Genomic DNA, 18,149 nt, shown 5'->3' on the forward strand with positions numbered 1-18,149 from the left:
GGTGGCTGGATTTCCATCTGTTCTGGCAGGCGTATTGGCAACATGAACGGCCCGTGCGGGCCAAAGGGAAAGCTGATGCGTACACCGTTTGCGAAGTTCTGTACGGCACTCGCGGCCATTACCGCGCTGTTCATCGCATTGACAGCCGATGCGTGCACGCGTGCGCTCTACGTCGGCGAAGACAACCTCGTCATTACGGGCCGCACGATGGACTGGTCCGAAGACATGATGTCGAACCTGTGGGTGTTCCCGGCGGGCATCGAGCGCGATGGGCGCGCGGGGCCGCGTTCGCCGCGCTGGAAAGCGAAATACGGCAGCGTGATCGTGTCGGGCTATGAAATAGGCAGCGTCGACGGCATCAACGAGCGCGGGATGGTGGCGAACGCGCTCTATCTGGCGGAGACGGATTACGGCAAGCCCGACCCGGCGCGCGCGCCGATGTCGATCAGTTTGTGGGCGCAGTATGCACTCGACAACTTCGCGACGGTCGCCGAAGCCGTCGACGCGCTGGGCAAGGAGCCGTTCCAGATCATTGCGCCGCCGCTGCCGAACGGCAAGCCGATCACGATACATCTGTCGCTCTCCGATGCGAGCGGCGACTCCGCTATTCTGGAGTATCTGGACGGCAAGCTCGTGATTCATCACGGCAAGCCGTACAAAATCATGACGAACTCGCCCATCTACAGCGAGCAGCTTGCGCTGGATACCTACTGGCGCGGCGTCGGCGGACTGACTTTCCTGCCCGGCACCAATCGCGCGGCCGACCGTTTCGTGCGCGCGTCGTTTCTACTCGATGCGATTCCGAAGCAACTCGATCCGAACTATATCGTCGGCGTGCCGAACCGTTCGTATGCGTATCAGGCCGTCGCAAGCGTGATGAGCGTGATGCGGTCCGTCAGCGTACCACTCGGCATCAGCACGCCCGACCAGCCGAATCTGTCGTCGACGATCTGGCGCACGGTCGCCGATCAGAAGAACCTCGTCTATTACTTCGATTCGTCGACGCGGCCCGATACGTTCTGGATCGATCTCCACAAGCTCAATCTGAAACCGGGCGCACCCGTGCTCAAGCTCACCATCGACAAAGGCCAGGTCTATTCCGGCGAAGTGTCGGGCAGGTTCGTGCCGACGCCGTCGTTCACGTTCATGCCCGCGAAGGCGTCGTGAACAAGCGGGACGATCAGATGCCGATGAACTGTGCAAACTCGTCCAAAGGCGTGCGCTGCGCACGCCACTGGTTGATTGTGGCGTTCGTGTCTTCGTAGCCGATCGCCATGCCGCTGAACAGCATGCGGCCGTCGGGCAGATCGAGAAACGCGCCGATCGTCGTCGGATACTGCGCCCAGCATTCTTGCGCGCAGCTATGCAATCCTTCCTCGCGCAACAGCAGCATCACCGTCTGCATGAACATGCCGAGATCGGACCATTGCGGCGGCCCCATCCGGCGGTCGACGGTGCAGAAAAGCGCGAGCGGTGCATCGAAGAACGCGAAGTTGCGCGCGAACTGCGCAAGGCGCGCGGGACGGTTCTCGCGCGCAATACCGATGCTGCGGTAAAGATCTTCGCCGACCTGAAAGCGCCGCTCGCGATACGGCGAATGAAGGCTTGGCGGATAGATGTCGTATTCCGTGTCCTCGCCGCCGGGCGCATCGACGACGCGCTCGCGCATGATGTGCTTGAGACGCGCGAGCGCGTCGCCGCCTACCACGTGGATATGCCACGGCTGCAGATTGCCGCCGGAAGGCGAGCGCGCGGCGGTCGCGAGCACGCGGCGGATGATATCGGGTGCGACGGGCGTGGCAAGAAACTGGCGGACGGATTTGCGGCTGGTGAAGGCTTCACTGACGTTCACGCTGTGCTCCTCGGGCAAGGCGTTGCGATTCGCGTGTTCGCGGCATCGTAGAGATCGACTGATGCCGATGATACAGGCGGCCGCGTTGCGCAGTCCGCAAGCTCGCCGCGCTAAAGCTTCTGTAAGACTGTGCCGTTAATGCGGGCGAATCAGTACGACCACATAAAAACGGGGAGCCGCATTTGAACACGATGAAGCTGGCCACATCTTTCGCGGCAATCGCCGCATTCGCCGCGCTTGCCGGTTGCGTCACCAGCGAGCAGCAGATCGCTGCCGCGCCCGCAAGGCCGCGTCCCGCTGTCGTCGCGGTACAGGCGCCGCCGCCACCGCCGCCTGCCGTCGTCGTGCGCGCGCCGGCACCCGCTCCGCAGCCCGTCTATGTGGCCGCACCGAGCGACGTGTATATCGCGGGTGTCGTCGATCGCGACGTGGTGTTCGTCGGCGGCAGCACGTATCTTTGGGTGGTCGGACCGGACGGCAAGCGTCATCGGCATTTCTATGCGCATGGCGACCGCCGAGCCGAAGTCTTCCGCCGACGCGAACATCTGCGCGTCGAGATGGCTCGTCATGGCGCGCATCCGCCCGTTCACGCAATGGCCGCGCCGCGCCGCGAAGAGCATCGGCCGCATCCGCATGGCGAGCGGCCCGGGTATGCGCAGCAGCCGCATCGGCCGGAGCGCCACGATGGGCCGCCGCCCATGCGGCACGCGGAACATGGCCCGCAACAAGGGCCGGCGCGCGTGGCCGATCGTCGTGGACACGAACCGGCGCCGCGCGATCACCGGCATCCGCCGCGCGTCGACGAAGCGCAACAGCAAACGCATCGTCAGGGGCAGGCGGGCTAGCGTCTATCATGAGAGGCGCCAGCCGCACCGCTACCGGGAGGCCCCTCATGAATCAAGCCGCACGCATCGCCTATCTGCGCATCGCGCTCATCTGCATCGGGCTGATCGCGCTCGTCTGCTTCTATCCGTTGATGATCGTCTGGCCGTCCGGGTGGGCGTGGCATACGGGCTACTCGGACTATCCGCTGATGATCGTCGGCATTTACGCGACGCTCGGCGTGTTCCTGCTGATCGCTGCACGCAATCCGCTCGAGCATCTGAGCCTGATCTGGTTCACCGTGTGGTCGAGCATCGTGCACGGCGCGATCATGGCCGTGCAGTCGCTGATGCATGACGGGCATCTCGGCCATCTGCTCGGCGACGTGCCGGCGCTGTTCATCGTCGCGACCGTGCTTGCCGTGCTCACGCCGAGAGGCGAAGCGGCGCGCATGCTGCGGCGCGCGGCGTGGCTGAAGTCATCTTCCTGAGCGGTAGGCACGCACGAAAAACGCAATCGTTATGCAGGCCGTCAGCAGCAGCGTGCCGTAGCGAATGACGTTGGCGGGCGCGCGGCGTCCCACCTGCGCGCCGCCGTATCCGCCGATCGTCGCGCCGATCAGCATGACGATGGTCTCGGGCCAATGCACCGCATGCGCAATGACAAACGCGACCACGGCCATCGTATTGGCGGCGCTCACCAGCAGCGTGCGCGGTGCATTGAGCAGCTTCAGTTCGCGGCTGTCGAGCAATCCCCACACGGCCATCATCATGATGCCGACCGCGCCGCCGAAATAGCCGCCATACACGCCGAGCGCGAACTGGATCGCGAGTACGGCTGTTTGCCCGATGTGCCAGCGCCGCCGCATCCATTCGCCGAAGCGCCGGCCGAATGCGAGCGCGAGCGTCGCGACGAGCAGCAGCCAGGGCACGACGAAATCGAAAGTCTTCGACGGCGTGAGGAGCAACAGCAACGCGCCGCCTATCCCGCCGATGAGCGTCGTGACGAGCAGCGCGCGAAGCCGCACGGAGCCGATTGGCCCGAGTCCGTCGCGATACGCCCACGCGCTCGCCAGTCCGCCCGGATACAGCGCGACGGTACTCGAAGCGTTCGCCTGAACCGAAGGCACGCCCGCCGCGATCAACGCGGGCAGCGTGACGAACGAGCCGCCGCCCGCCAGCGCGTTCATGCCGCCCGCCACCAGCCCGGCGCCTGCCACAAGGAATAGATCGTTCATGCGACGCATCATAGCGGCGCGGGCTTCGCGGATACAATCGGGATTCTCCGATGCCAGCGTTCGCTTTAGACGAAGATGACCACGTCGCGTTTTGACCTCACTGACCTGCGGCTATTCCTGATGGTCGTCGAGCAAGGCAGCCTCACGCGCGGCGCGCAGGCGATGCATCTCGCGCTCGCTTCGGCGAGTGAGCGCATCTCGGGCATGGAGTCGGCGCTGGGCACGGCGCTGCTCGAACGCACGCGCCGCGGCGTGCGGGCGACGCCCGCCGGCGAGGCGCTGGTGCGTCACGCGCGGCTGATCGTCGGACAGATCGAACAGATGCGCGGCGAACTGCGCAGCTACGCGAAGGGCCTGAAAGGCCGCGTACATCTGATGTCGAACACGGCTGCGCTCGCTTCGTTTTTGCCCGAGCAGATTGGCCGCTTTCTGATTGCACATCCCGACCTGTCCGTCGATATCGACGAGCGTCCGAGCGCGGACATCGTGCGCGCCGTTGCCGAAGGTCGCGCGGATCTCGGTATCGTCGCGGATATCGCCGACCTCGCGGCGCTTCAGACGCACATGATCGTCGACGATCAACTGGTGGTAGCCGCGAGCCGTGCGCATCGCGTGGCGAACGAGGCGCGCGTCGCGTTCGCCGATATCGTGGACGAGCCGTTCGTGGGTCTGTCCGATGCGGCGCTGGAGCGGCATCTGACGGAGCGCGCATCGCGCCTTGGCCGGCAGATGCAGTATCGCGTGCGCTTGCGCAATGTTGCCGATCTGGGGCGTCTGATCGCTGCGGGCGTGGGTATCGCGATTCTGCCCGCTGCCTGCACGCAGCCGCTGCGGGATGCGGAAATCGTCGTGTTGCCGCTCTCGGAGGCGTGGACGACGCGGCGTCTGCATCTGTGCGCACGAGACTTCGCCGCGCTCACGCCGCATGCGCATGCGCTCGCGCAACAGCTGATGACGCTCGGTGAGTGATATCAGGGAAGCGTGCCCGAGACGGGTTGCACGCTCGTGCGCAACACGGCGTTGAAGCGCTGCATGTGCAGCGCGACGCGGCGCGCATAGCCCTTGCCGCCGCCGCTGTAGCGCCACAGCGCGGCATCGATGTCGCCGCCCGACGCGTCGAGATAGCCGCGCAGAATCGACGAGCCGATATGCACGTTGATGGCGGGATCGTCGAGTTCCTTCACGTTCGAGAACGCACGCGGATGCGCGGCAGGCAACACCTGCATCAGTCCGCGCGCGCCGAGCGTGCTCACGGCGCGCGGATCGAAGCCCGATTCGACGGCCATCACCGACAACAGCAGTGCGGGCGACATCGAATAGCGGTTGGCTTCGGCGAGAACGGCTCGTGCGATCACGAGTGCATCGGTGGCGGAGACACGGAACTGCGCTCGCAGCGTCGCGACGATGTCGGCGGGCGACGGGAGAAGCGGCGCGCCGGATGCCTGCGATGCTTCAGGCGCAGGTTCCGCTTGCGCATGCGTGAACGGCAGCGCGCTGCATAGCGCGAGGCTCGCCGCCATCAATGCGAGCCTGACGAGTGCGTACTTCCAGCGTACTTTGGCGAGGTCGAGTTGTTGTTCTTGCATGTCGTCTGGTACGAGCCCGGATGCAAGCACTCTAAGCACATTGCCGTCGAGATTTTCAAAAGAATCGAGGGCCGCGCGTAAAGAGCGCGTAAAGATGGAGCCCGTGCGGGCGGCTCGCTATAGCTGCGATTCGATCGGCAAAATGCCCAGAAGCCAGACGCCCGTCTTGCGCAGTACCGATACGTCCGGTTCTCTGTCGAGCACTTTCACGGTGCCGTCCGGCGCGGTGTCGATCCAGACGATGCTGTTCGTGCCGTTCAGGTTCGGGCGCAATTCGAGCCGCCATGCAATGCGATCGAGGCTCGGCTCCAGCGTATCGACCACTTGCGCGGCGGCCGCCGCACTTTCGCAAAACACGCCGATCTCCGTATTGAGTTCGACGGAGCGCGGATCGAGATTCATCGAGCCGATGAAGATGCTGTCGCGGTCGAACACATAGGTTTTTGCATGCAGCGAAGCCTTCGACGAACCGAACAGATGCTTCTTTTCTTCCGTCTTGTCCTCGGCGACGGGCTTCAGTTCATACAGGTGCACGCCTGCTTCGAGCAGTGCCTTGCGGTAGCGTTGATAGCCGGCATGCACGGCGGCGACATCGGTGGCGGCGAGCGAATTGGTCAGGACCGTCACGCGAACATGCTTTTGCGTGAGGCCGGAAAGCCACGCGACCCCTGCTTTTCCGGGCACGAAATACGGCGAGACGACGAGCATCTGTTGAGTCGGCTGCAGGTCGAGCGCCTTGAACTGCGTCATCAGGTGACCTTCCGAGTCGCCCGGCGAGCGTGTGATTTTCGCGGGGTCGTCGTAGAGCAGCGTGGCCTTGCCCCAGGAAAACACCGCGTCCTGCGAGTGAATGACGTGCGTGAGCCGCTCGCGCGCATTCACGACATAGGGATTGTTTTCCTCTGACACGACATAGGCGTCGAGCTTGCTGCGCGCGTCGGCCAGTGCCGCGGCGTCCGCCTTGCGGCCCATCAGCGCGTCGATCGGATAGGACGCCGCGGAGTTCCAGAACAGGTCGAACGCCTGCGATACCTCGGGCACGACGGGACCATGCACGAGCACATCGAGATCGCCGAACGCGACATCCGTCGATGCACCGAAATACTCATCGCCGATATTGCGTCCGCCGAGTATCGCCCCCTGGTTGTCTGCGATCATCGACTTGTTGTGCATGCGCCGGTTCACGCGAAGGAACTCGGCGGCCATGCCGAGCTTCTTGAACGTGCGGTTCGCGACGGGATTGAAGAGGCGGATCTGCACGTTTGGATGTGCGTCGAGCGCGAGCAGCAATTTGTCGTCGGCATTCGTGCCGAGATCGTCCAGCAGGATCCGCACGCGCACCCCGCGGTCGGCGGCGCGCATCACTGCCGCCGCAAGTTCGCGACCCGTCAGGTCGTCGTGCCAGATGTAGTACTGCAGGTCGAGCGTGCGGTCGGCTGCTTCGGCGAGCACGAGGCGCGCGACCAGCGCGTTGACGGCATCGGGCAGCAGATGGAACGCGGACTCGTCCGGATGCTGCTTTTCCTGCGGCGCGAACGCAATGCCGAGCCGTGTGTTCTGCGTGCCCGACAGGGCATGCGTCTGGACACGGTCTGTCTGTGGCGGCAGGCTCGCGCACGAAGTCAGCAAGGCGACGGCGAACGCCGCGAGAAGACTTCGTAATGTGATCATGAGCGCGCTCCGCGTCTGCGATGCGCGTCAGATTAGCGGGACCGAACGTCCGTTACAAGTAGCGCCTTACCGTGCGGGATGCGCTACGTCATGACGAGCGGAACGAGTACGCGAGATTGAGTGCGGCCGTACCCAGAAACGTCGCGAGTATTTCGACGACCGTCAACGGGTCGATCGGCTTCGCGCAGACGCCGTCGAAGCCGCCGTCGCGCAACTGCGCATAGTTGTCTCCCGTTTCATAGGCCGTGTACGCGAGCAGGGGCACGGAGGCGGTCGCGGGCGACTCGCGCAGTGCACGTGCGACGGCGAGGCCCGACACGCCCGGCATCGCGATGTCGAGCACGATGCTGTCGGGATGCCATTCATTCGCGATTGCCAATACGTCGCCGCCGTTGTACGCGACGCGTGTTTCAAAGCCGGTGGTGGCGAGAAACGCGGCGAGCGCGTCGGCGGAATCGATGTAATCGTCGACGATGAGGACGCGCGGCGGGAACGACTGGGCGATGAAGCGTGCCGCCGTCCAGACCTGACTCCGCGTTGGCGTGAAGGTTCTGCTGCGCATGTTTGCCCCTGTTTCTTCGGCGCGAATGTCCGCTGTCGATTAAGCCGCTGTCGATTAAGCAATTACAGCAACAGGTATTCCATGCTTGATGCCGGTAGCCGGTCCGGTGCTGGGTTCAACGCGCCTTGCATGGTCCGAAAGCCGCGTGGACATTGGCTCGACGCTGATCGGGCGGAGACTCGATGCGTCTGCGAGGTTGATTGATTCCGTGTGCGTGGATGCAGCGAATGCGCAAGCCGGTTATGCAACATTGCAGCTTTTGCACGGCGTATCGACGGTTGCACGGCTTGAAACACTGGTTGCGAACGTGCGATGCAGCGCAAATGAAAGGGGGAGACGTGCGCGTTGCCATGCTAGGATTCTTCCATCCGCCGGGATGAGGCCCAGACCCGGATTGCATCGCACTTTCTCGCTGATGGAGGCTTGCCATGCATTTCGACTACAAGGGATTCCATATCGACTGCCGTGCACGGCACGACGAAGATGGCCATTACGTCGCCCAGGCCAAACTCACTCGCCCGGCATCGGGCAATACGGCCGCCGAAGTTCATCAGTCGGGCGACATCGATTCATTCGTCGATGAATCCGACGCGATGACATGCGCGCGCACATGGGCCATTGAATGGATCGACGAGAACTGGGACTAGCCGGTTCTATTCGCTTCGCATTTCGTCGAGCGTTCTTCCCAGACGTTTTCACTGAGGTTTCACAGAGCCTGTCGCGCGATGCGAAGGGTATGCGCGCACCCCCTGATTTCTCGCGTAATAAGGACAATGACCGGCGAATTCTTCAGATTGTCATCATGTCGGCGTCAAATGCCTGCGGAAAACCCTCAAATGTTAAATATTGGGGAAGCAGCGTCCGATAACCAGTAAACCAAAGCGAATCCACGCGCCGCACACGAAGCGGCCGCGGGAGATTCACGCCACGCCTGAACTGAGAGCAGGCGTTTTTTTGCATACAAAAGATTCATCGCGACAGCAGATTTTTTCTTGGTCAACCGGGGGCCAACAGTGAAGAAGACCTTAACCATCAGGACGAGGCTGTTCGTCGGTTTCCTGTCCATGGCGGCAATCGCCGTCGTTATTTCCGTCGTCTCGCTGTTGAGCCTCGCGAGCACGACACATGCGTTCAGCCGGTATGTGCACGGCATCGACGCACGCGCGCAGGTGGCGGCCGAGGTGCGCGCGGCTGTCGACCGCCGCGCAATCGCCGCGCGCAATCTCGTGCTCGTCACGACGCAGGCGGACCTCGACCTCGAGACGGAAGCAGTGAAACGCGCGCATGCAGATGTCGGCATCAAGCTCAAGCAGCTCAACGACATGATCAACAGCGCGACCGATACGAGCGAGACCGCGCGTTCGCTGGTCGCCGAGATGAACCGCGTCGAGGGACTCTACGGCCCTGTCGCGCTGAACATCGTGGGCCTTGCGCTCGACAAGCATCACGACGAGGCGATCAAGGAGATGGACGAGCATTGCCGTCCGCTGCTGGCCGCGCTCGTCAAGGCAACGGATGACTACGCGACGTACACGAAGACTCGCCAGGACGAGATCGTGCAGAACTTCGAAGATCGCTACGCGATGCTGCGCAACGTCATTCTCGGCGTGAGCGCGCTGGCGATACTCGCGTCGATCGTGCTCGCCGTGCGGATGGTGCGTTCGATCACGCAGCCGATCACGCGCGCCGTTCAGGTCGCGCGCACCGTTGCGAAGGGCGATCTGACGAGCCGCATCATCGTCGATCGCGACGACGAAGCGGGCGAACTGCTGAAGGCGCTGCGCGACATGAACGAACGGCTGACGGAAACGGTTGGCCGCGTACGCATGAGTAGCGCAAGCGTGTCGAGTGCGACGACAGAAATCGCCACGGGTAATAGCGACCTGAGCCGCCGTACGGAAGCTCAGGCTGCCTCGCTGCAGGAAACGGCCGCGAGCATGGAGCAATTGACGTCGACCGTGAAGCAGAATAGCGACAACGCGCAGCATGCGAAGTCGCTGGCGTCGAATGCGTCGGTGATCTCGCAGCGCGGCAGCGAGACCGTCGAACGCGTCGTGACGACGATGGAAGCGATCAGCGCAAGCTCGGGCAAGATCGCCGACATCACGGGGATCATCGAAGGCATCTCGTTCCAGACGAACATTCTCGCGTTGAACGCTGCCGTCGAAGCAGCGCGTGCAGGCGAGGAGGGCCGCGGCTTCGCGGTCGTCGCGGGTGAAGTGCGCAGTCTCGCGCAGCGTTCGGCGCAGGCAGCGAAGGAGATCAAGGAACTGATTGCGCGTTCCGTGCAAGAGGTTCAGAGCGGCGCTTCGCTTGCCGATGACGCGGGCCAGACGATGGCCGATGTGAAGCAGGCGGTCGCGCGCGTGTCGGAGATCGTCGAAGAGATCGCGGCGGCATCGGCGGAGCAGGGGCGCGGCATCGAGCAGATCAACCTGGCGATCACGCAGATGGACACGGTCACGCAGCAGAACGCCGCGCTTGTCGAGCAGGCGTCGGCTGCGTCGCAATCGCTGCGAGATCAGGGCCGCGAACTGGACGACACCGTTTCCGCGTTCAGGCTCGCGGCGGCTTGAGCGCAGTACATTGCATGGCGGATGAACCACGCCTGATTGCGTAGTTCATCCGCACCGCTCACATTGCCAGCAAACGCATTTGCCGTAATTTATCGAGTGCGTTTATGCGCATCGACTTTCTTCTTGAATTGAAACGAAACGCTTAATGCGACTGCGTTGCAAACAGGTTGCAGTGCGGTATAAACCTACTATCATAAGAACATCGCGCGAAGCTCGATGCGATAAGCGTTAGCGGTTTTCAAATGCAGCGTTTCATATTCAAAGTTGCGCAGCCGATTGATGAGCTTATTCAATCGCGCTAAAGACGTGCACGGATGCACCTGCTTGAAGTGCAATCCGATTGCATGCGGAACCTGAGAGAGCAAACGCACCGGCGGCCTTGGCCGAGGGGGGCGTTTGAAGCGTGAGAGGGCACGATGAACGAGGCATTGACCATCGAATCGTTCTGGAAGGCGTTTTGCGCGCGTCAGATTGCGCGCGGCGTTTCACAGGCGCAGTTGCAAGCGTCGGAGACAGCGTTCTATTCGGGCGCGGTGGCCATGTACGACCTCATGATGATCGTCACCGATCCCGATCTCGATCCAATGGACGCACGCGCAATACTCGCCACACTTTACGACGAGCGGGAAGATTTCCTGCGCATTCACGATATCGCGGCTATCGACCGCTAGGCGTCGCGCCACTGCGCGTCGCGCAACCTCGAATTGAGTTATTGCGCCGTTTGCTCGCGCTGGTACTCGTTCTTCTTCATCTGCAGGTACTCCTGTCGATCCAGTTCATGCAATTGACGCGGGTATTGCTCCGTGGCGTCGAACCACGTGGCGAAGCGCTGATCGACGCGTTTGCCGGCAGGAAAGGAGAGAGAAGCGAGATATGCGTCGATGGCGAGGTAATAGCGCATCGTATTGCGCTCCACGAGGCCGCGCACGCCACCTATATAGTCGCCCGATGCCTGGGTGAATCCCACTTTCGCACTGCCTATCGTCGCGAGGTAGGTCTTCATCGCGATGCGGCCGGCCGTGCCGAAGCCGTATGAATACGTGAGATGCAGGAACGTGTGTCCTTTGCCGATATCGACGGCTTCGAGCACGATCCGATAGTCCTTCGTGCTGAGCGGTCCCGTCGCCGCGCTCAGGTCGACCTGGAAATAGTCAGGGTTCGTCGCCACCGATCGGTAATTGAACTGCACACGGTAGGTGTCACCAAGGTCCTGCTCCGTCTTCTTGCCGACGTTCATGCTGATGATCGCCGCGCCGTTACTGCCCGCCGATGCATGGCAGTACTTCGTGTTCAGATGCAGGATCAGCACCTCGCACCAGTTCGCGGGGCCTTGCTGAGGGTCGTTGAACGCGTTGTTGACGGTGGCGAACGGATAATCCACCACCGCGTAGATATCGCCCTTCAACGAGTTTTGCGTCTCTTCCGAATCCAGATGAATCGGCCGATGAAACACGTTCGATTTGAGCTGCGGCGCGAGCGCATCGTATTTGTCCTTGAGCGCGGCGGCGTTGTCGTCGGCCCAGGATAGCGCGCCGAGCGACAGGCCCAATAGTGCGAGAACGATCAGGACGAACCGTTTTGTTTTACGCATGATCCCGTGAGTGCTCATTTCAGGCGCTCCCGCTGACGACCCTGTGATAGGGCGAATGTCGCACGAATATAGCAGAGCCCGCCCAAACGGCGATGAGCCGTTCGAGCATAAACGTGATTTGAACCAGCATTCACGCTAGCAACGCTCGTTCCTAGAATGACTTCCATGCGCTGACCCAGTCACGCAAAGGCAAATACCTCGATCAACTCATGGAGAAACATCATGGAACGTCTCAATCGCCAACCCGTCGCCGAAGCAACCGGTCAGGCAGCTGAACTCTTCGCAGGCATCAAGCGCGCGGTCGGCATGGTGCCGAACGCTTATGCAGCGATCGGTTCGAGCAGCCCGGCCGCACTGCAAATCGTGCTTGCCACGGGCGATGCACTCGGCAAGGGCGCGCTGTCGCGCAAGGAAGTGGAAGCAATCAAGCTCGCGATCAGCGGCGTCGCGGACTGTGACTACTGTCTCGCCGCTCACTCGCTGACGGGCAAGAAAGTAGGCATCGCGGCCGACGACGTGGCCGCACTGCGCGAAGGACGCGATTCCGCCGACGCCCATCTGAACGCGATCGCCACGTTTGCGCGGACCGTGTTCACGTCGCGCGGCACGGTGCCCGCAGCCGTCGTCGATGCCGTGAAGGCGGCAGGTTACAACGATCAGCAAATCACCGAAACGCTGCTCGCCATCGCCGACATCACCTTCACGAACCTGTTCAATCGCGTGAACGACACGGTCGTCGATTTCCCGAAGATCTGATCGAGCGGCACTCGGGCAGCTACGCGCCAGCCCTTTTTTGCCCGCGACCGGTGATCCAGCCGGTCGCGGGCAATCTCACGTTTGCGCGCGCAACGTTTCATCGCATGCAAGGGTTGCATTTGTTGCAAGTTGATTCAGGTCTCTGTCGGGAAGGAGTGATCCGCTAGAATGGGGGCGCTTTTTTAACCAAGGAGATACGCGTGAAATCAGTTGTTGCCCTGCTCGCCGCAGCCGCGCTCGCATCGGTGGCGCTCAACGCTAACGCCGCATCGACGGAGAAGCTGCCCTCCGGTGTGGTCGTCGAACACCTGACGCAGGGAAGCGGCCCGCAGCCCACGGCTGCCGACGTCGTGCGCGTCAACTACCGCGGCACGCTCGCGAACGGCACCGAGTTCGACAACTCGGCCAAGCACGGCGGCCCGGCAGAGTTCCCGCTCGGCCGCGTGATCCCTTGCTGGACGCAAGGCGTCGCAACGATGAAGGTCGGCGAGAAAGCCAAGCTGACCTGCCCGGCCGCGACCGCATATGGCTCGCGCGGCGTCGGTACGATTCCGCCGAACAGCGATCTGACGTTCGAAGTCGAGCTGCTCGCGATCGTCAAGTAACCCTCTTGCAAACCCGGTCATCCCGTGGCCGGGTTTGCTTCGCGCGCAGCGCGCTCCACTGCGCTGCGTCGCGCCGGGCTTGTCACAGAGCCCGCACCCGCCGTTCATTATCGTTAACGCTGGCTGGCCGAAGCTAAATTGGCGTGATACCTAAACGGTCTTGCGGCGAATCGGTTGGACGATTGGGATTCTGTCACCAATATGAAAAACTGGACGCTCAGAATCCCGCAAAAAAATAGAATCTGCATGACGGGGTGTAGGGTGACCAGAAAACAAAGAGTGCTGTTCCTTTGCAGGGACAACGCGACGCTTAGCATCCTGGCGGAAGCCTTGCTACGCGAGCTGGACGGATTGCATTTCGACGCATTCAGCGCAGGTCTCGAGCCCGCCGACCGGGTTCATGCTGCCGCTATGGGAGAGTTGCGCCACGGCTTTTCGAGCCTGGATCTGCTGAATCCCAAAAGCTGGCTGGAATTCACTAGCGAATGGGCGCCGGAGATGGATTTCGTCGTGACCTTGTGCGACGAGTCGTCGGGTGTCGACGTGCGCGCGTTTCACGGTGCGCCGAAACTGCATCATTGGGCGCTGACGCCGTCCGCTTACGGCGCAGCCGCTGCGATCGAAAACGCGTTCTGGCAGATCCTCAAACGCGTCGAAGATTTCATCACGGCTGAACGCCGCCCGTGGCCGTCGTCGCTGAAACTGCCGGCCGTGGCCAGTTGCTCCCCGGACGCCTGCGACCTTCTGCTCAGCGGGCAATGACCCGTCACGCCGCTGCGGCATCGTGTGCCGCTGCAGGCCGCCGTTGATTTCAGGCAGGCGGGAACCTGATTTGCTTACCCAATCATTACAAGCACACCGGGTCAGCAACCCATCAGGGAACACGATGAAAGCAGAAACACCGAACGGGCTGCCGCACGACGGCACCGCGCAAGCCCACTTTTCGCACTACGCCGCACCCTTGATCGACAACGCGCTTGCCTGCGCCGCCGCATTGCACTCGGACCCCGACGCCGAAGTGCTGCACAGGCTGCGCGTGTCGCTGCGGCGCTTGCGCACGTTGTTGTGGGCGTATCGCCCGCTGCTGGATGAACAGTTCGACAATCAGCAGCGCGCACTTTTCAAGTTCTACGCAAGCGCCGCCGGCAAGACGCGCGACTGGGACATCCTGATCGGCTTGCTCGACGAAATCGGCGGCGCGCGGGAACAGCCCTGCGACGCGCTGCAAGCCGCCCGGGCGAAAACGTTCGATGCGAGCCGCGCGACGCTCGAACAGGCCGATGTGAAGCGCGCATTGCGCGAGACGCTCAAGGAAGCGAACCGCGAACTGAATACCGCGCACGAACGCACGCCGCTGCCGAAGTTCGCGCGCAAGCGTCTCGCGACGGCGCAGAAGTCGATGGCCAAACGCATGAAGCGCGCGGCGCGCGCCAAACGCTCGGACTACGCGTCTTATCACGAGGTCCGCAAGGCGGGCAAGAAGCTGCGCTATCTGACCGAGTTCTTCCAGCCGATGCTCGCGAAGAAGCAATTGAAGGCCATCAAGCCGCTCAAGAAGCTGCAGAAGCGCTTCGGCGCGTTGAACGACGTTGTCGCGAGCGAACAGTTGCTGCGCGATAACCAGACCCTGTACGTCGATGACGCGGCCGCCTCGCATGCACTCGATGCGCTCGCGCAAGAACGCAAGCGCCGTATGCGCGACGCCGGGAAGCTGTTGTAGAGCGAATGGGTTGAGGTCGCGCCGGTCGATCGGCGCATGCGAACGTGCGAGCGCAACCGGATGGCGCTCGCCGCGTTCGTCAGCGGCGTGTTGCAGTCCGCGAGCGCAAGGTTTCGCGCACCCGCTTGGCCGCGAAGAGCGGCACGTAGTCGAGAATGCGTGCATCGCGTTGATACGCCTGCACGGCATCGGTGTACATCTGCGATACGACTTCTTCCGGCGCGTCAGTGGATTCCGCTATTTCGTGCACGATCTTCTGCGAATCTTCCGTCTTCATGCAAGCCTCCTTGTCGGTCAGCGGTCGGTCAGAATCCTGAATTGAAGGACATGCGATGCGAGGGCGCCAATAGAACTTCGCAATCGATGGACCCGCTGCGTGGAGTACGCGCTTGCAGTTGCGTTACCACTCGGAAGAAAGCCTGTTCGCTCAGACAGATAGCGCGCGTGCCCCAAACTTTTCCACAGCTCTTTCAACAGAAACTGTGGATAACGTGATTGCAAATCAATCGCGACGAAGGCGCGAGCGCTCGCGCTTGTTAGCGACTATTGAAGCCACTTGCGTACGTCTTTCTCCCATTCGGGGTCGCCGCAGCCTTGCGGGTTTTCGGGGCCGAGCACGGTGATGTAGCCCTTGCTTTTCATGCAAGATTCGTAGGCGCGCACTTTCGCGCATTGGCCCGTTCCAGCGTTCTTCGCGACGGTCTTGCACTGCGCGATCGAGCGGTCCATTGGACCGAAGTCGAGGTCGCTCGAACTGCTGTTGAGTGTCAGCGCGTCCGCGCCGGTCACGGAGAATTCGACGGGCCCCGTGTGAGTGCAGCCCGCCGTCAGCAATACAAGCGATGCCGACGCGACCAGACGATGCGCGCGCAAGACCATGATTCGCTTCCTTGTCGAAGTGGTTTGTTCAGTTGTTATTCGCCGATCAGATGCAGCACGATATCGCGCTCCTGCGGACGCGCGCGATGCTCGAACAGATAGATGCCCTGCCATGTACCGAGCGTCATGCGGCCGTGCTCGACCGGTATGGACAGCTGCACCTGCGTGAGCGCGGTGCGCAGATGCGCGGGCATGTCGTCGGGGCCTTCCGTGTCGTGCTCGTAGCGCTCGGCGTCTTCGGGCGCGAGCAGCGCGAAGTGCCGCTCGATATCGCGCTGCACGGAAGGGTCTGCGTTTTCCTGAATCAATAACGACGCCGACGTGTGCCGGCAGAACAGCGTGAGGATGCCCGTGTCGATCGACGCATCGTGCACGAATGCGGCAACCTGATCGGTGAACTCGAACAGTCCGCGAGCGCGCGCCCTCACGTTCAGATGGCGAATGGTCTGGCGCATGAGTCGTTCTCCGTTGTGCGGTGTCGTGTTGTGCAAAGGCGATGTCCTTGGCCAAGTTTACCGCGAGCGCCGTGCCCGATCCCGTCATGCGAACGGGTCTATGCCGATGCGTAGGTGCAGACGAACAGGGAGGCTGTGATGGACCGCGACGAATTCATCGATGCATTGAAGCGCGAAGGCTTTGCAGAAGTCGTGACCGTCACGCGCGACCCCCACGGCACACTGGATGACCCTACCCATCCATTCGAAGCCCGGGCACTGGTTTTGCACGGTGAATTGACGATTCGCACGGGCGCGACGGAGCGCGTGTACAAGACGGGCGACGTATTCCATCTGCAAGCGAATGAAAGCCATTCGGAGCGCTTCGGAGCGGACGGTGTTCAATATCTGGTCGGCCGCAAGTGATGGAGGCGGGATCGGTCACGCCGTCAGCAAGGTTTGCATCGAGCGGATACTATTTTTCTCTCCCGTCCGTCGACGTCACGCGTCGGCGCGTCAACGCTCATTCCATCATCGAGGAGGTTCTGAATGCCCACGTCTACGACACCCGTCTGGTTCATCACCGGATGTTCAACCGGCTTCGGCAAGGAACTGGCTCGCGCGGTGCTCGAGCGGGGCTGGCGTTGCGTGGCGACCGCGCGCGACGTCGCGTCGCTCGCCGATCTGGCCGAGCCAGGCAGCGATGCCGACGCGCGGCTCTTGCGCGTGAAGCTCGACGTGACAGATGCCGCGCAGATCGACGTTGCCGTCGAGCACGCACAACAACGTTTCGGTGCCATCGACGTGCTCGTGAACAACGCGGGCTATGGTTATCAGTCGTCAGTCGAAGAGGGCGACGAAGCGGAGATCCGCGCACAGTTCGACGTGAATGTGTTCGGCCTGTTCGCGATGACGCGCGCTGTGCTGCCCGGCATGCGCGCGCGACACAAAGGACATGTGCTGAACATCACGTCGGTGGCGGGTCTTGCGGGCTTTCCGGGCTCGGGATATTACGCAGCGAGCAAGCATGCGGTGGAAGGCTGGTCCGATTCGCTCGCGACGGAAGCCGGGCCGCTCGGTATCCATGTGACCTGTATCGAGCCGGGTCCGTTTCGCACCGACTGGGCGGGCCGTTCGCTCAAGCAGACGCCCAACAAGATCGCCGACTATGCGGAGACGGCGGGCAAGCGCATGCAAACGACGGCGGAATATAGCGGTCATCAGCCCGGCGACCCGAAGCGCGCGGCGCAGGCGATGATCCTCATCAGCGAAGCGGAACACCCGCCGCGTCATCTGGTGCTGGGCGCGTTCGGTGTCGATGCCGTATCGAAGCGCGTGCATTCGACACTCGCGGATATCGAAGCATGGCGCGACACGAGCCTCGGCGCGGACTTTCCGGAAAGCGAGCGCTGATCCTGAGCGCACATTGAAGCGGGCGAGCCCGCGTTCGGCACATTCGCTGGGCCGCCGCGAGTCGGGAAAAACGCGTTGCCGTATTTCCCCGCGGCGGCCGTTTCAATGGAAGCGGGGTTCCATCAGCCGCCGCCGCCACCACCCATCATGCCGCCGAAAGCACCTGACATCATGCTCATGAGGTCCTTCAGCATTTTCATCAGGTCTTGCAGTACATCGCCGCCGCCTCCCGACTGGCCACCGTCACCGCCGCCGCCACCATCCGGCGAGATCGTCTGGGACTGCTGGGCTTGCATGCCGCCCGCATGCCCCGTTCCATGAGACTGATGGCTATTCATCGAAGAGGTCTGCGTGGTCGTCGATTGAGTGACATCCATTGACATTTGGTATTCCTCTATATAAAACGCATTAAAAATAGGCTAATTAACGATGAGCATGAACATGC

The 18,149-nt window shown here is 62.3% G+C and carries 23 protein-coding genes; 13 read left to right on the forward strand and 10 right to left on the reverse strand.

What is annotated here, in order from left to right; all coding sequences use genetic code 11:
- The first annotated feature begins 75 nt into the window (after positions 1 to 75).
- Entirely contained in the window at positions 76 to 1,167 is a 1,092-nt protein-coding gene (locus G3N95_RS18575; protein ID WP_205971558.1) for a linear amide C-N hydrolase, read from the forward strand.
- A 13-nt stretch (positions 1,168 to 1,180) separates the two neighbouring features.
- On the opposite strand, the gene G3N95_RS18580 is transcribed toward G3N95_RS18575, so the two are convergent.
- Positions 1,181 to 1,852 carry a nitroreductase gene (locus G3N95_RS18580; protein WP_205971559.1) on the reverse strand — a complete coding sequence of 224 codons (672 nt, stop codon included), beginning with the start codon at positions 1,850 to 1,852 and terminating at the stop codon, positions 1,181 to 1,183.
- Positions 1,853 to 2,043: 191 nt separating this feature from the next.
- On the opposite strand from G3N95_RS18580, the gene G3N95_RS18585 reads away from it, so the two are divergent.
- Together G3N95_RS18585 and G3N95_RS18590 are read left to right on the forward strand one after the other, a co-directional pair.
- Complete coding sequence (locus G3N95_RS18585) at positions 2,044 to 2,697, forward strand: hypothetical protein (RefSeq protein WP_241018703.1); 654 nt, start codon at positions 2,044 to 2,046, stop codon at positions 2,695 to 2,697.
- 47 nt (positions 2,698 to 2,744) lie between these two features.
- On the forward strand, positions 2,745 to 3,164 hold the full coding sequence (locus G3N95_RS18590) for a DUF6632 domain-containing protein (RefSeq protein ID WP_205971561.1): 420 nt from the start codon (positions 2,745 to 2,747) through the stop codon (positions 3,162 to 3,164).
- Here the strand turns inward: G3N95_RS18590 and G3N95_RS18595 are convergent.
- Complete coding sequence (locus G3N95_RS18595) at positions 3,153 to 3,911, reverse strand: sulfite exporter TauE/SafE family protein (RefSeq protein WP_205971562.1); 759 nt, start codon at positions 3,909 to 3,911, stop codon at positions 3,153 to 3,155. The genes G3N95_RS18590 and G3N95_RS18595 overlap by 12 nt on opposite strands.
- 75 nt (positions 3,912 to 3,986) lie before the next feature.
- On the opposite strand from G3N95_RS18595, the gene G3N95_RS18600 reads away from it, so the two are divergent.
- The gene (locus G3N95_RS18600) at positions 3,987 to 4,880 is read left to right on the forward strand and encodes a LysR family transcriptional regulator (RefSeq protein WP_205971563.1); all 894 of its coding nucleotides are present in this window, start codon (positions 3,987 to 3,989) and stop codon (positions 4,878 to 4,880) included.
- Positions 4,881 to 4,882: 2 nt separating this feature from the next.
- On the opposite strand, the gene G3N95_RS18605 is transcribed toward G3N95_RS18600, so the two are convergent.
- From G3N95_RS18605 to G3N95_RS18615, 3 genes are all read right to left on the reverse strand, one after another.
- Positions 4,883 to 5,497 (reverse strand): lytic transglycosylase domain-containing protein, encoded by a 615-nt coding sequence (locus G3N95_RS18605; RefSeq protein WP_241018685.1) that lies wholly within the window; start codon positions 5,495 to 5,497, stop codon positions 4,883 to 4,885.
- Positions 5,498 to 5,614: 117 nt separating this feature from the next.
- Complete coding sequence (locus G3N95_RS18610) at positions 5,615 to 7,168, reverse strand: phospholipase D family protein (RefSeq protein ID WP_205971564.1); 1,554 nt, start codon at positions 7,166 to 7,168, stop codon at positions 5,615 to 5,617.
- An 88-nt stretch (positions 7,169 to 7,256) separates the two neighbouring features.
- A complete protein-coding gene (locus tag G3N95_RS18615) occupies positions 7,257 to 7,730 on the reverse strand; it encodes a response regulator (protein WP_205971565.1) in 474 nt (157 codons plus the stop codon).
- Positions 7,731 to 8,158: 428 nt separating this feature from the next.
- Here G3N95_RS18615 and G3N95_RS18620 point away from each other — a divergent pair, with 428 nt between their 5' ends.
- The 3 genes from G3N95_RS18620 (at position 8,159) to G3N95_RS18630 (ending at position 10,977) form a co-directional block, all read left to right on the forward strand.
- Complete coding sequence (locus G3N95_RS18620; protein ID WP_205971566.1) at positions 8,159 to 8,377, forward strand: hypothetical protein; 219 nt, start codon at positions 8,159 to 8,161, stop codon at positions 8,375 to 8,377.
- Positions 8,378 to 8,743: 366 nt separating this feature from the next.
- A complete protein-coding gene (locus G3N95_RS18625) occupies positions 8,744 to 10,306 on the forward strand; it encodes a methyl-accepting chemotaxis protein (protein ID WP_205971567.1) in 1,563 nt (520 codons plus the stop codon).
- 416 nt (positions 10,307 to 10,722) lie between these two features.
- Positions 10,723 to 10,977 (forward strand): hypothetical protein, encoded by a 255-nt coding sequence (locus G3N95_RS18630; RefSeq protein WP_205971568.1) that lies wholly within the window; start codon positions 10,723 to 10,725, stop codon positions 10,975 to 10,977.
- A 38-nt stretch (positions 10,978 to 11,015) separates the two neighbouring features.
- Here the strand turns inward: G3N95_RS18630 and G3N95_RS18635 are convergent, their stop codons facing one another.
- Positions 11,016 to 11,915, reverse strand: coding sequence for a hypothetical protein (locus G3N95_RS18635; RefSeq protein WP_205971569.1), 900 nt, complete (start codon positions 11,913 to 11,915; stop codon positions 11,016 to 11,018).
- Positions 11,916 to 12,119: 204 nt separating this feature from the next.
- Here G3N95_RS18635 and G3N95_RS18640 point away from each other — a divergent pair, with 204 nt between their 5' ends.
- The 4 genes from G3N95_RS18640 (at position 12,120) to G3N95_RS18655 (ending at position 14,978) form a co-directional block, all read left to right on the forward strand.
- Positions 12,120 to 12,653, forward strand: coding sequence for a carboxymuconolactone decarboxylase family protein (locus tag G3N95_RS18640; protein WP_205971570.1), 534 nt, complete (start codon positions 12,120 to 12,122; stop codon positions 12,651 to 12,653).
- A gap of 200 nt (positions 12,654 to 12,853) precedes the next feature.
- Complete coding sequence (locus G3N95_RS18645; RefSeq protein WP_012403284.1) at positions 12,854 to 13,258, forward strand: FKBP-type peptidyl-prolyl cis-trans isomerase; 405 nt, start codon at positions 12,854 to 12,856, stop codon at positions 13,256 to 13,258.
- Positions 13,259 to 13,504: 246 nt separating this feature from the next.
- Positions 13,505 to 14,020, forward strand: a complete 516-nt coding sequence (locus G3N95_RS18650) for a protein tyrosine phosphatase (protein WP_205971626.1) — start codon at positions 13,505 to 13,507, stop codon at positions 14,018 to 14,020.
- A 124-nt stretch (positions 14,021 to 14,144) separates the two neighbouring features.
- On the forward strand, positions 14,145 to 14,978 hold the full coding sequence (locus tag G3N95_RS18655) for a CHAD domain-containing protein (RefSeq protein WP_205971571.1): 834 nt from the start codon (positions 14,145 to 14,147) through the stop codon (positions 14,976 to 14,978).
- A 79-nt stretch (positions 14,979 to 15,057) separates the two neighbouring features.
- Here G3N95_RS18655 and G3N95_RS18660 read toward each other — a convergent pair whose 3' ends face one another.
- From G3N95_RS18660 to G3N95_RS18670, 3 genes are all read right to left on the reverse strand, one after another.
- Complete coding sequence (locus G3N95_RS18660) at positions 15,058 to 15,255, reverse strand: DUF3562 domain-containing protein (RefSeq protein ID WP_205971572.1); 198 nt, start codon at positions 15,253 to 15,255, stop codon at positions 15,058 to 15,060.
- 266 nt (positions 15,256 to 15,521) lie between these two features.
- Positions 15,522 to 15,857 carry a hypothetical protein gene (locus G3N95_RS18665; protein ID WP_205971573.1) on the reverse strand — a complete coding sequence of 112 codons (336 nt, stop codon included), beginning with the start codon at positions 15,855 to 15,857 and terminating at the stop codon, positions 15,522 to 15,524.
- Between the two features lie 35 nt (positions 15,858 to 15,892).
- Positions 15,893 to 16,312 (reverse strand): secondary thiamine-phosphate synthase enzyme YjbQ, encoded by a 420-nt coding sequence (locus tag G3N95_RS18670; RefSeq protein ID WP_205971574.1) that lies wholly within the window; start codon positions 16,310 to 16,312, stop codon positions 15,893 to 15,895.
- 138 nt (positions 16,313 to 16,450) lie between these two features.
- Here G3N95_RS18670 and G3N95_RS18675 point away from each other — a divergent pair, with 138 nt between their 5' ends.
- Together G3N95_RS18675 and G3N95_RS18680 are read left to right on the forward strand one after the other, a co-directional pair.
- Positions 16,451 to 16,717 carry a cupin gene (locus G3N95_RS18675; protein WP_205971575.1) on the forward strand — a complete coding sequence of 89 codons (267 nt, stop codon included), beginning with the start codon at positions 16,451 to 16,453 and terminating at the stop codon, positions 16,715 to 16,717.
- Positions 16,718 to 16,840: 123 nt separating this feature from the next.
- Positions 16,841 to 17,704 carry an oxidoreductase gene (locus G3N95_RS18680; RefSeq protein WP_205971576.1) on the forward strand — a complete coding sequence of 288 codons (864 nt, stop codon included), beginning with the start codon at positions 16,841 to 16,843 and terminating at the stop codon, positions 17,702 to 17,704.
- Between the two features lie 122 nt (positions 17,705 to 17,826).
- On the opposite strand, the gene G3N95_RS18685 is transcribed toward G3N95_RS18680, so the two are convergent.
- Entirely contained in the window at positions 17,827 to 18,087 is a 261-nt protein-coding gene (locus tag G3N95_RS18685) for a hypothetical protein (protein WP_205971577.1), read from the reverse strand.
- Positions 18,088 to 18,149 lie beyond the last annotated feature (62 nt).

The sequence above is a fragment of the Paraburkholderia sp. Tr-20389 genome, from assembly GCF_017104565.1.
GTDB lineage: Bacteria > Pseudomonadota > Gammaproteobacteria > Burkholderiales > Burkholderiaceae > Paraburkholderia.

Bases quoted from the DNA above. Each gene is read 5' to 3' on its own strand.
- G3N95_RS18575 (WP_205971558.1), top strand. From the start codon at position 76: ATGCGTACACCGTTTGCGAAGTTCTGTACGGCACTCGCGGCCATTACC.
- G3N95_RS18585 (WP_241018703.1), top strand. From the start codon at position 2,044: ATGAAGCTGGCCACATCTTTCGCGGCAATCGCCGCATTCGCCGCGCTT.
- G3N95_RS18590 (WP_205971561.1), top strand. From the start codon at position 2,745: ATGAATCAAGCCGCACGCATCGCCTATCTGCGCATCGCGCTCATCTGC.
- G3N95_RS18595 (WP_205971562.1), bottom strand. From the start codon at position 3,911: ATGAACGATCTATTCCTTGTGGCAGGCGCCGGGCTGGTGGCGGGCGGC.
- G3N95_RS18600 (WP_205971563.1), top strand. From the start codon at position 3,987: ATGACCACGTCGCGTTTTGACCTCACTGACCTGCGGCTATTCCTGATG.
- G3N95_RS18605 (WP_241018685.1), bottom strand. From the start codon at position 5,497: ATGCAAGAACAACAACTCGACCTCGCCAAAGTACGCTGGAAGTACGCA.
- G3N95_RS18610 (WP_205971564.1), bottom strand. From the start codon at position 7,168: ATGATCACATTACGAAGTCTTCTCGCGGCGTTCGCCGTCGCCTTGCTG.
- G3N95_RS18615 (WP_205971565.1), bottom strand. From the start codon at position 7,730: ATGCGCAGCAGAACCTTCACGCCAACGCGGAGTCAGGTCTGGACGGCG.
- G3N95_RS18620 (WP_205971566.1), top strand. From the start codon at position 8,159: ATGCATTTCGACTACAAGGGATTCCATATCGACTGCCGTGCACGGCAC.
- G3N95_RS18630 (WP_205971568.1), top strand. From the start codon at position 10,723: ATGAACGAGGCATTGACCATCGAATCGTTCTGGAAGGCGTTTTGCGCG.
- G3N95_RS18635 (WP_205971569.1), bottom strand. From the start codon at position 11,915: ATGAGCACTCACGGGATCATGCGTAAAACAAAACGGTTCGTCCTGATC.
- G3N95_RS18640 (WP_205971570.1), top strand. From the start codon at position 12,120: ATGGAACGTCTCAATCGCCAACCCGTCGCCGAAGCAACCGGTCAGGCA.
- G3N95_RS18650 (WP_205971626.1), top strand. From the start codon at position 13,505: ATGACGGGGTGTAGGGTGACCAGAAAACAAAGAGTGCTGTTCCTTTGC.
- G3N95_RS18655 (WP_205971571.1), top strand. From the start codon at position 14,145: ATGAAAGCAGAAACACCGAACGGGCTGCCGCACGACGGCACCGCGCAA.
- G3N95_RS18660 (WP_205971572.1), bottom strand. From the start codon at position 15,255: ATGAAGACGGAAGATTCGCAGAAGATCGTGCACGAAATAGCGGAATCC.
- G3N95_RS18665 (WP_205971573.1), bottom strand. From the start codon at position 15,857: ATGGTCTTGCGCGCGCATCGTCTGGTCGCGTCGGCATCGCTTGTATTG.
- G3N95_RS18670 (WP_205971574.1), bottom strand. From the start codon at position 16,312: ATGCGCCAGACCATTCGCCATCTGAACGTGAGGGCGCGCGCTCGCGGA.
- G3N95_RS18675 (WP_205971575.1), top strand. From the start codon at position 16,451: ATGGACCGCGACGAATTCATCGATGCATTGAAGCGCGAAGGCTTTGCA.
- G3N95_RS18680 (WP_205971576.1), top strand. From the start codon at position 16,841: ATGCCCACGTCTACGACACCCGTCTGGTTCATCACCGGATGTTCAACC.
- G3N95_RS18685 (WP_205971577.1), bottom strand. From the start codon at position 18,087: ATGTCAATGGATGTCACTCAATCGACGACCACGCAGACCTCTTCGATG.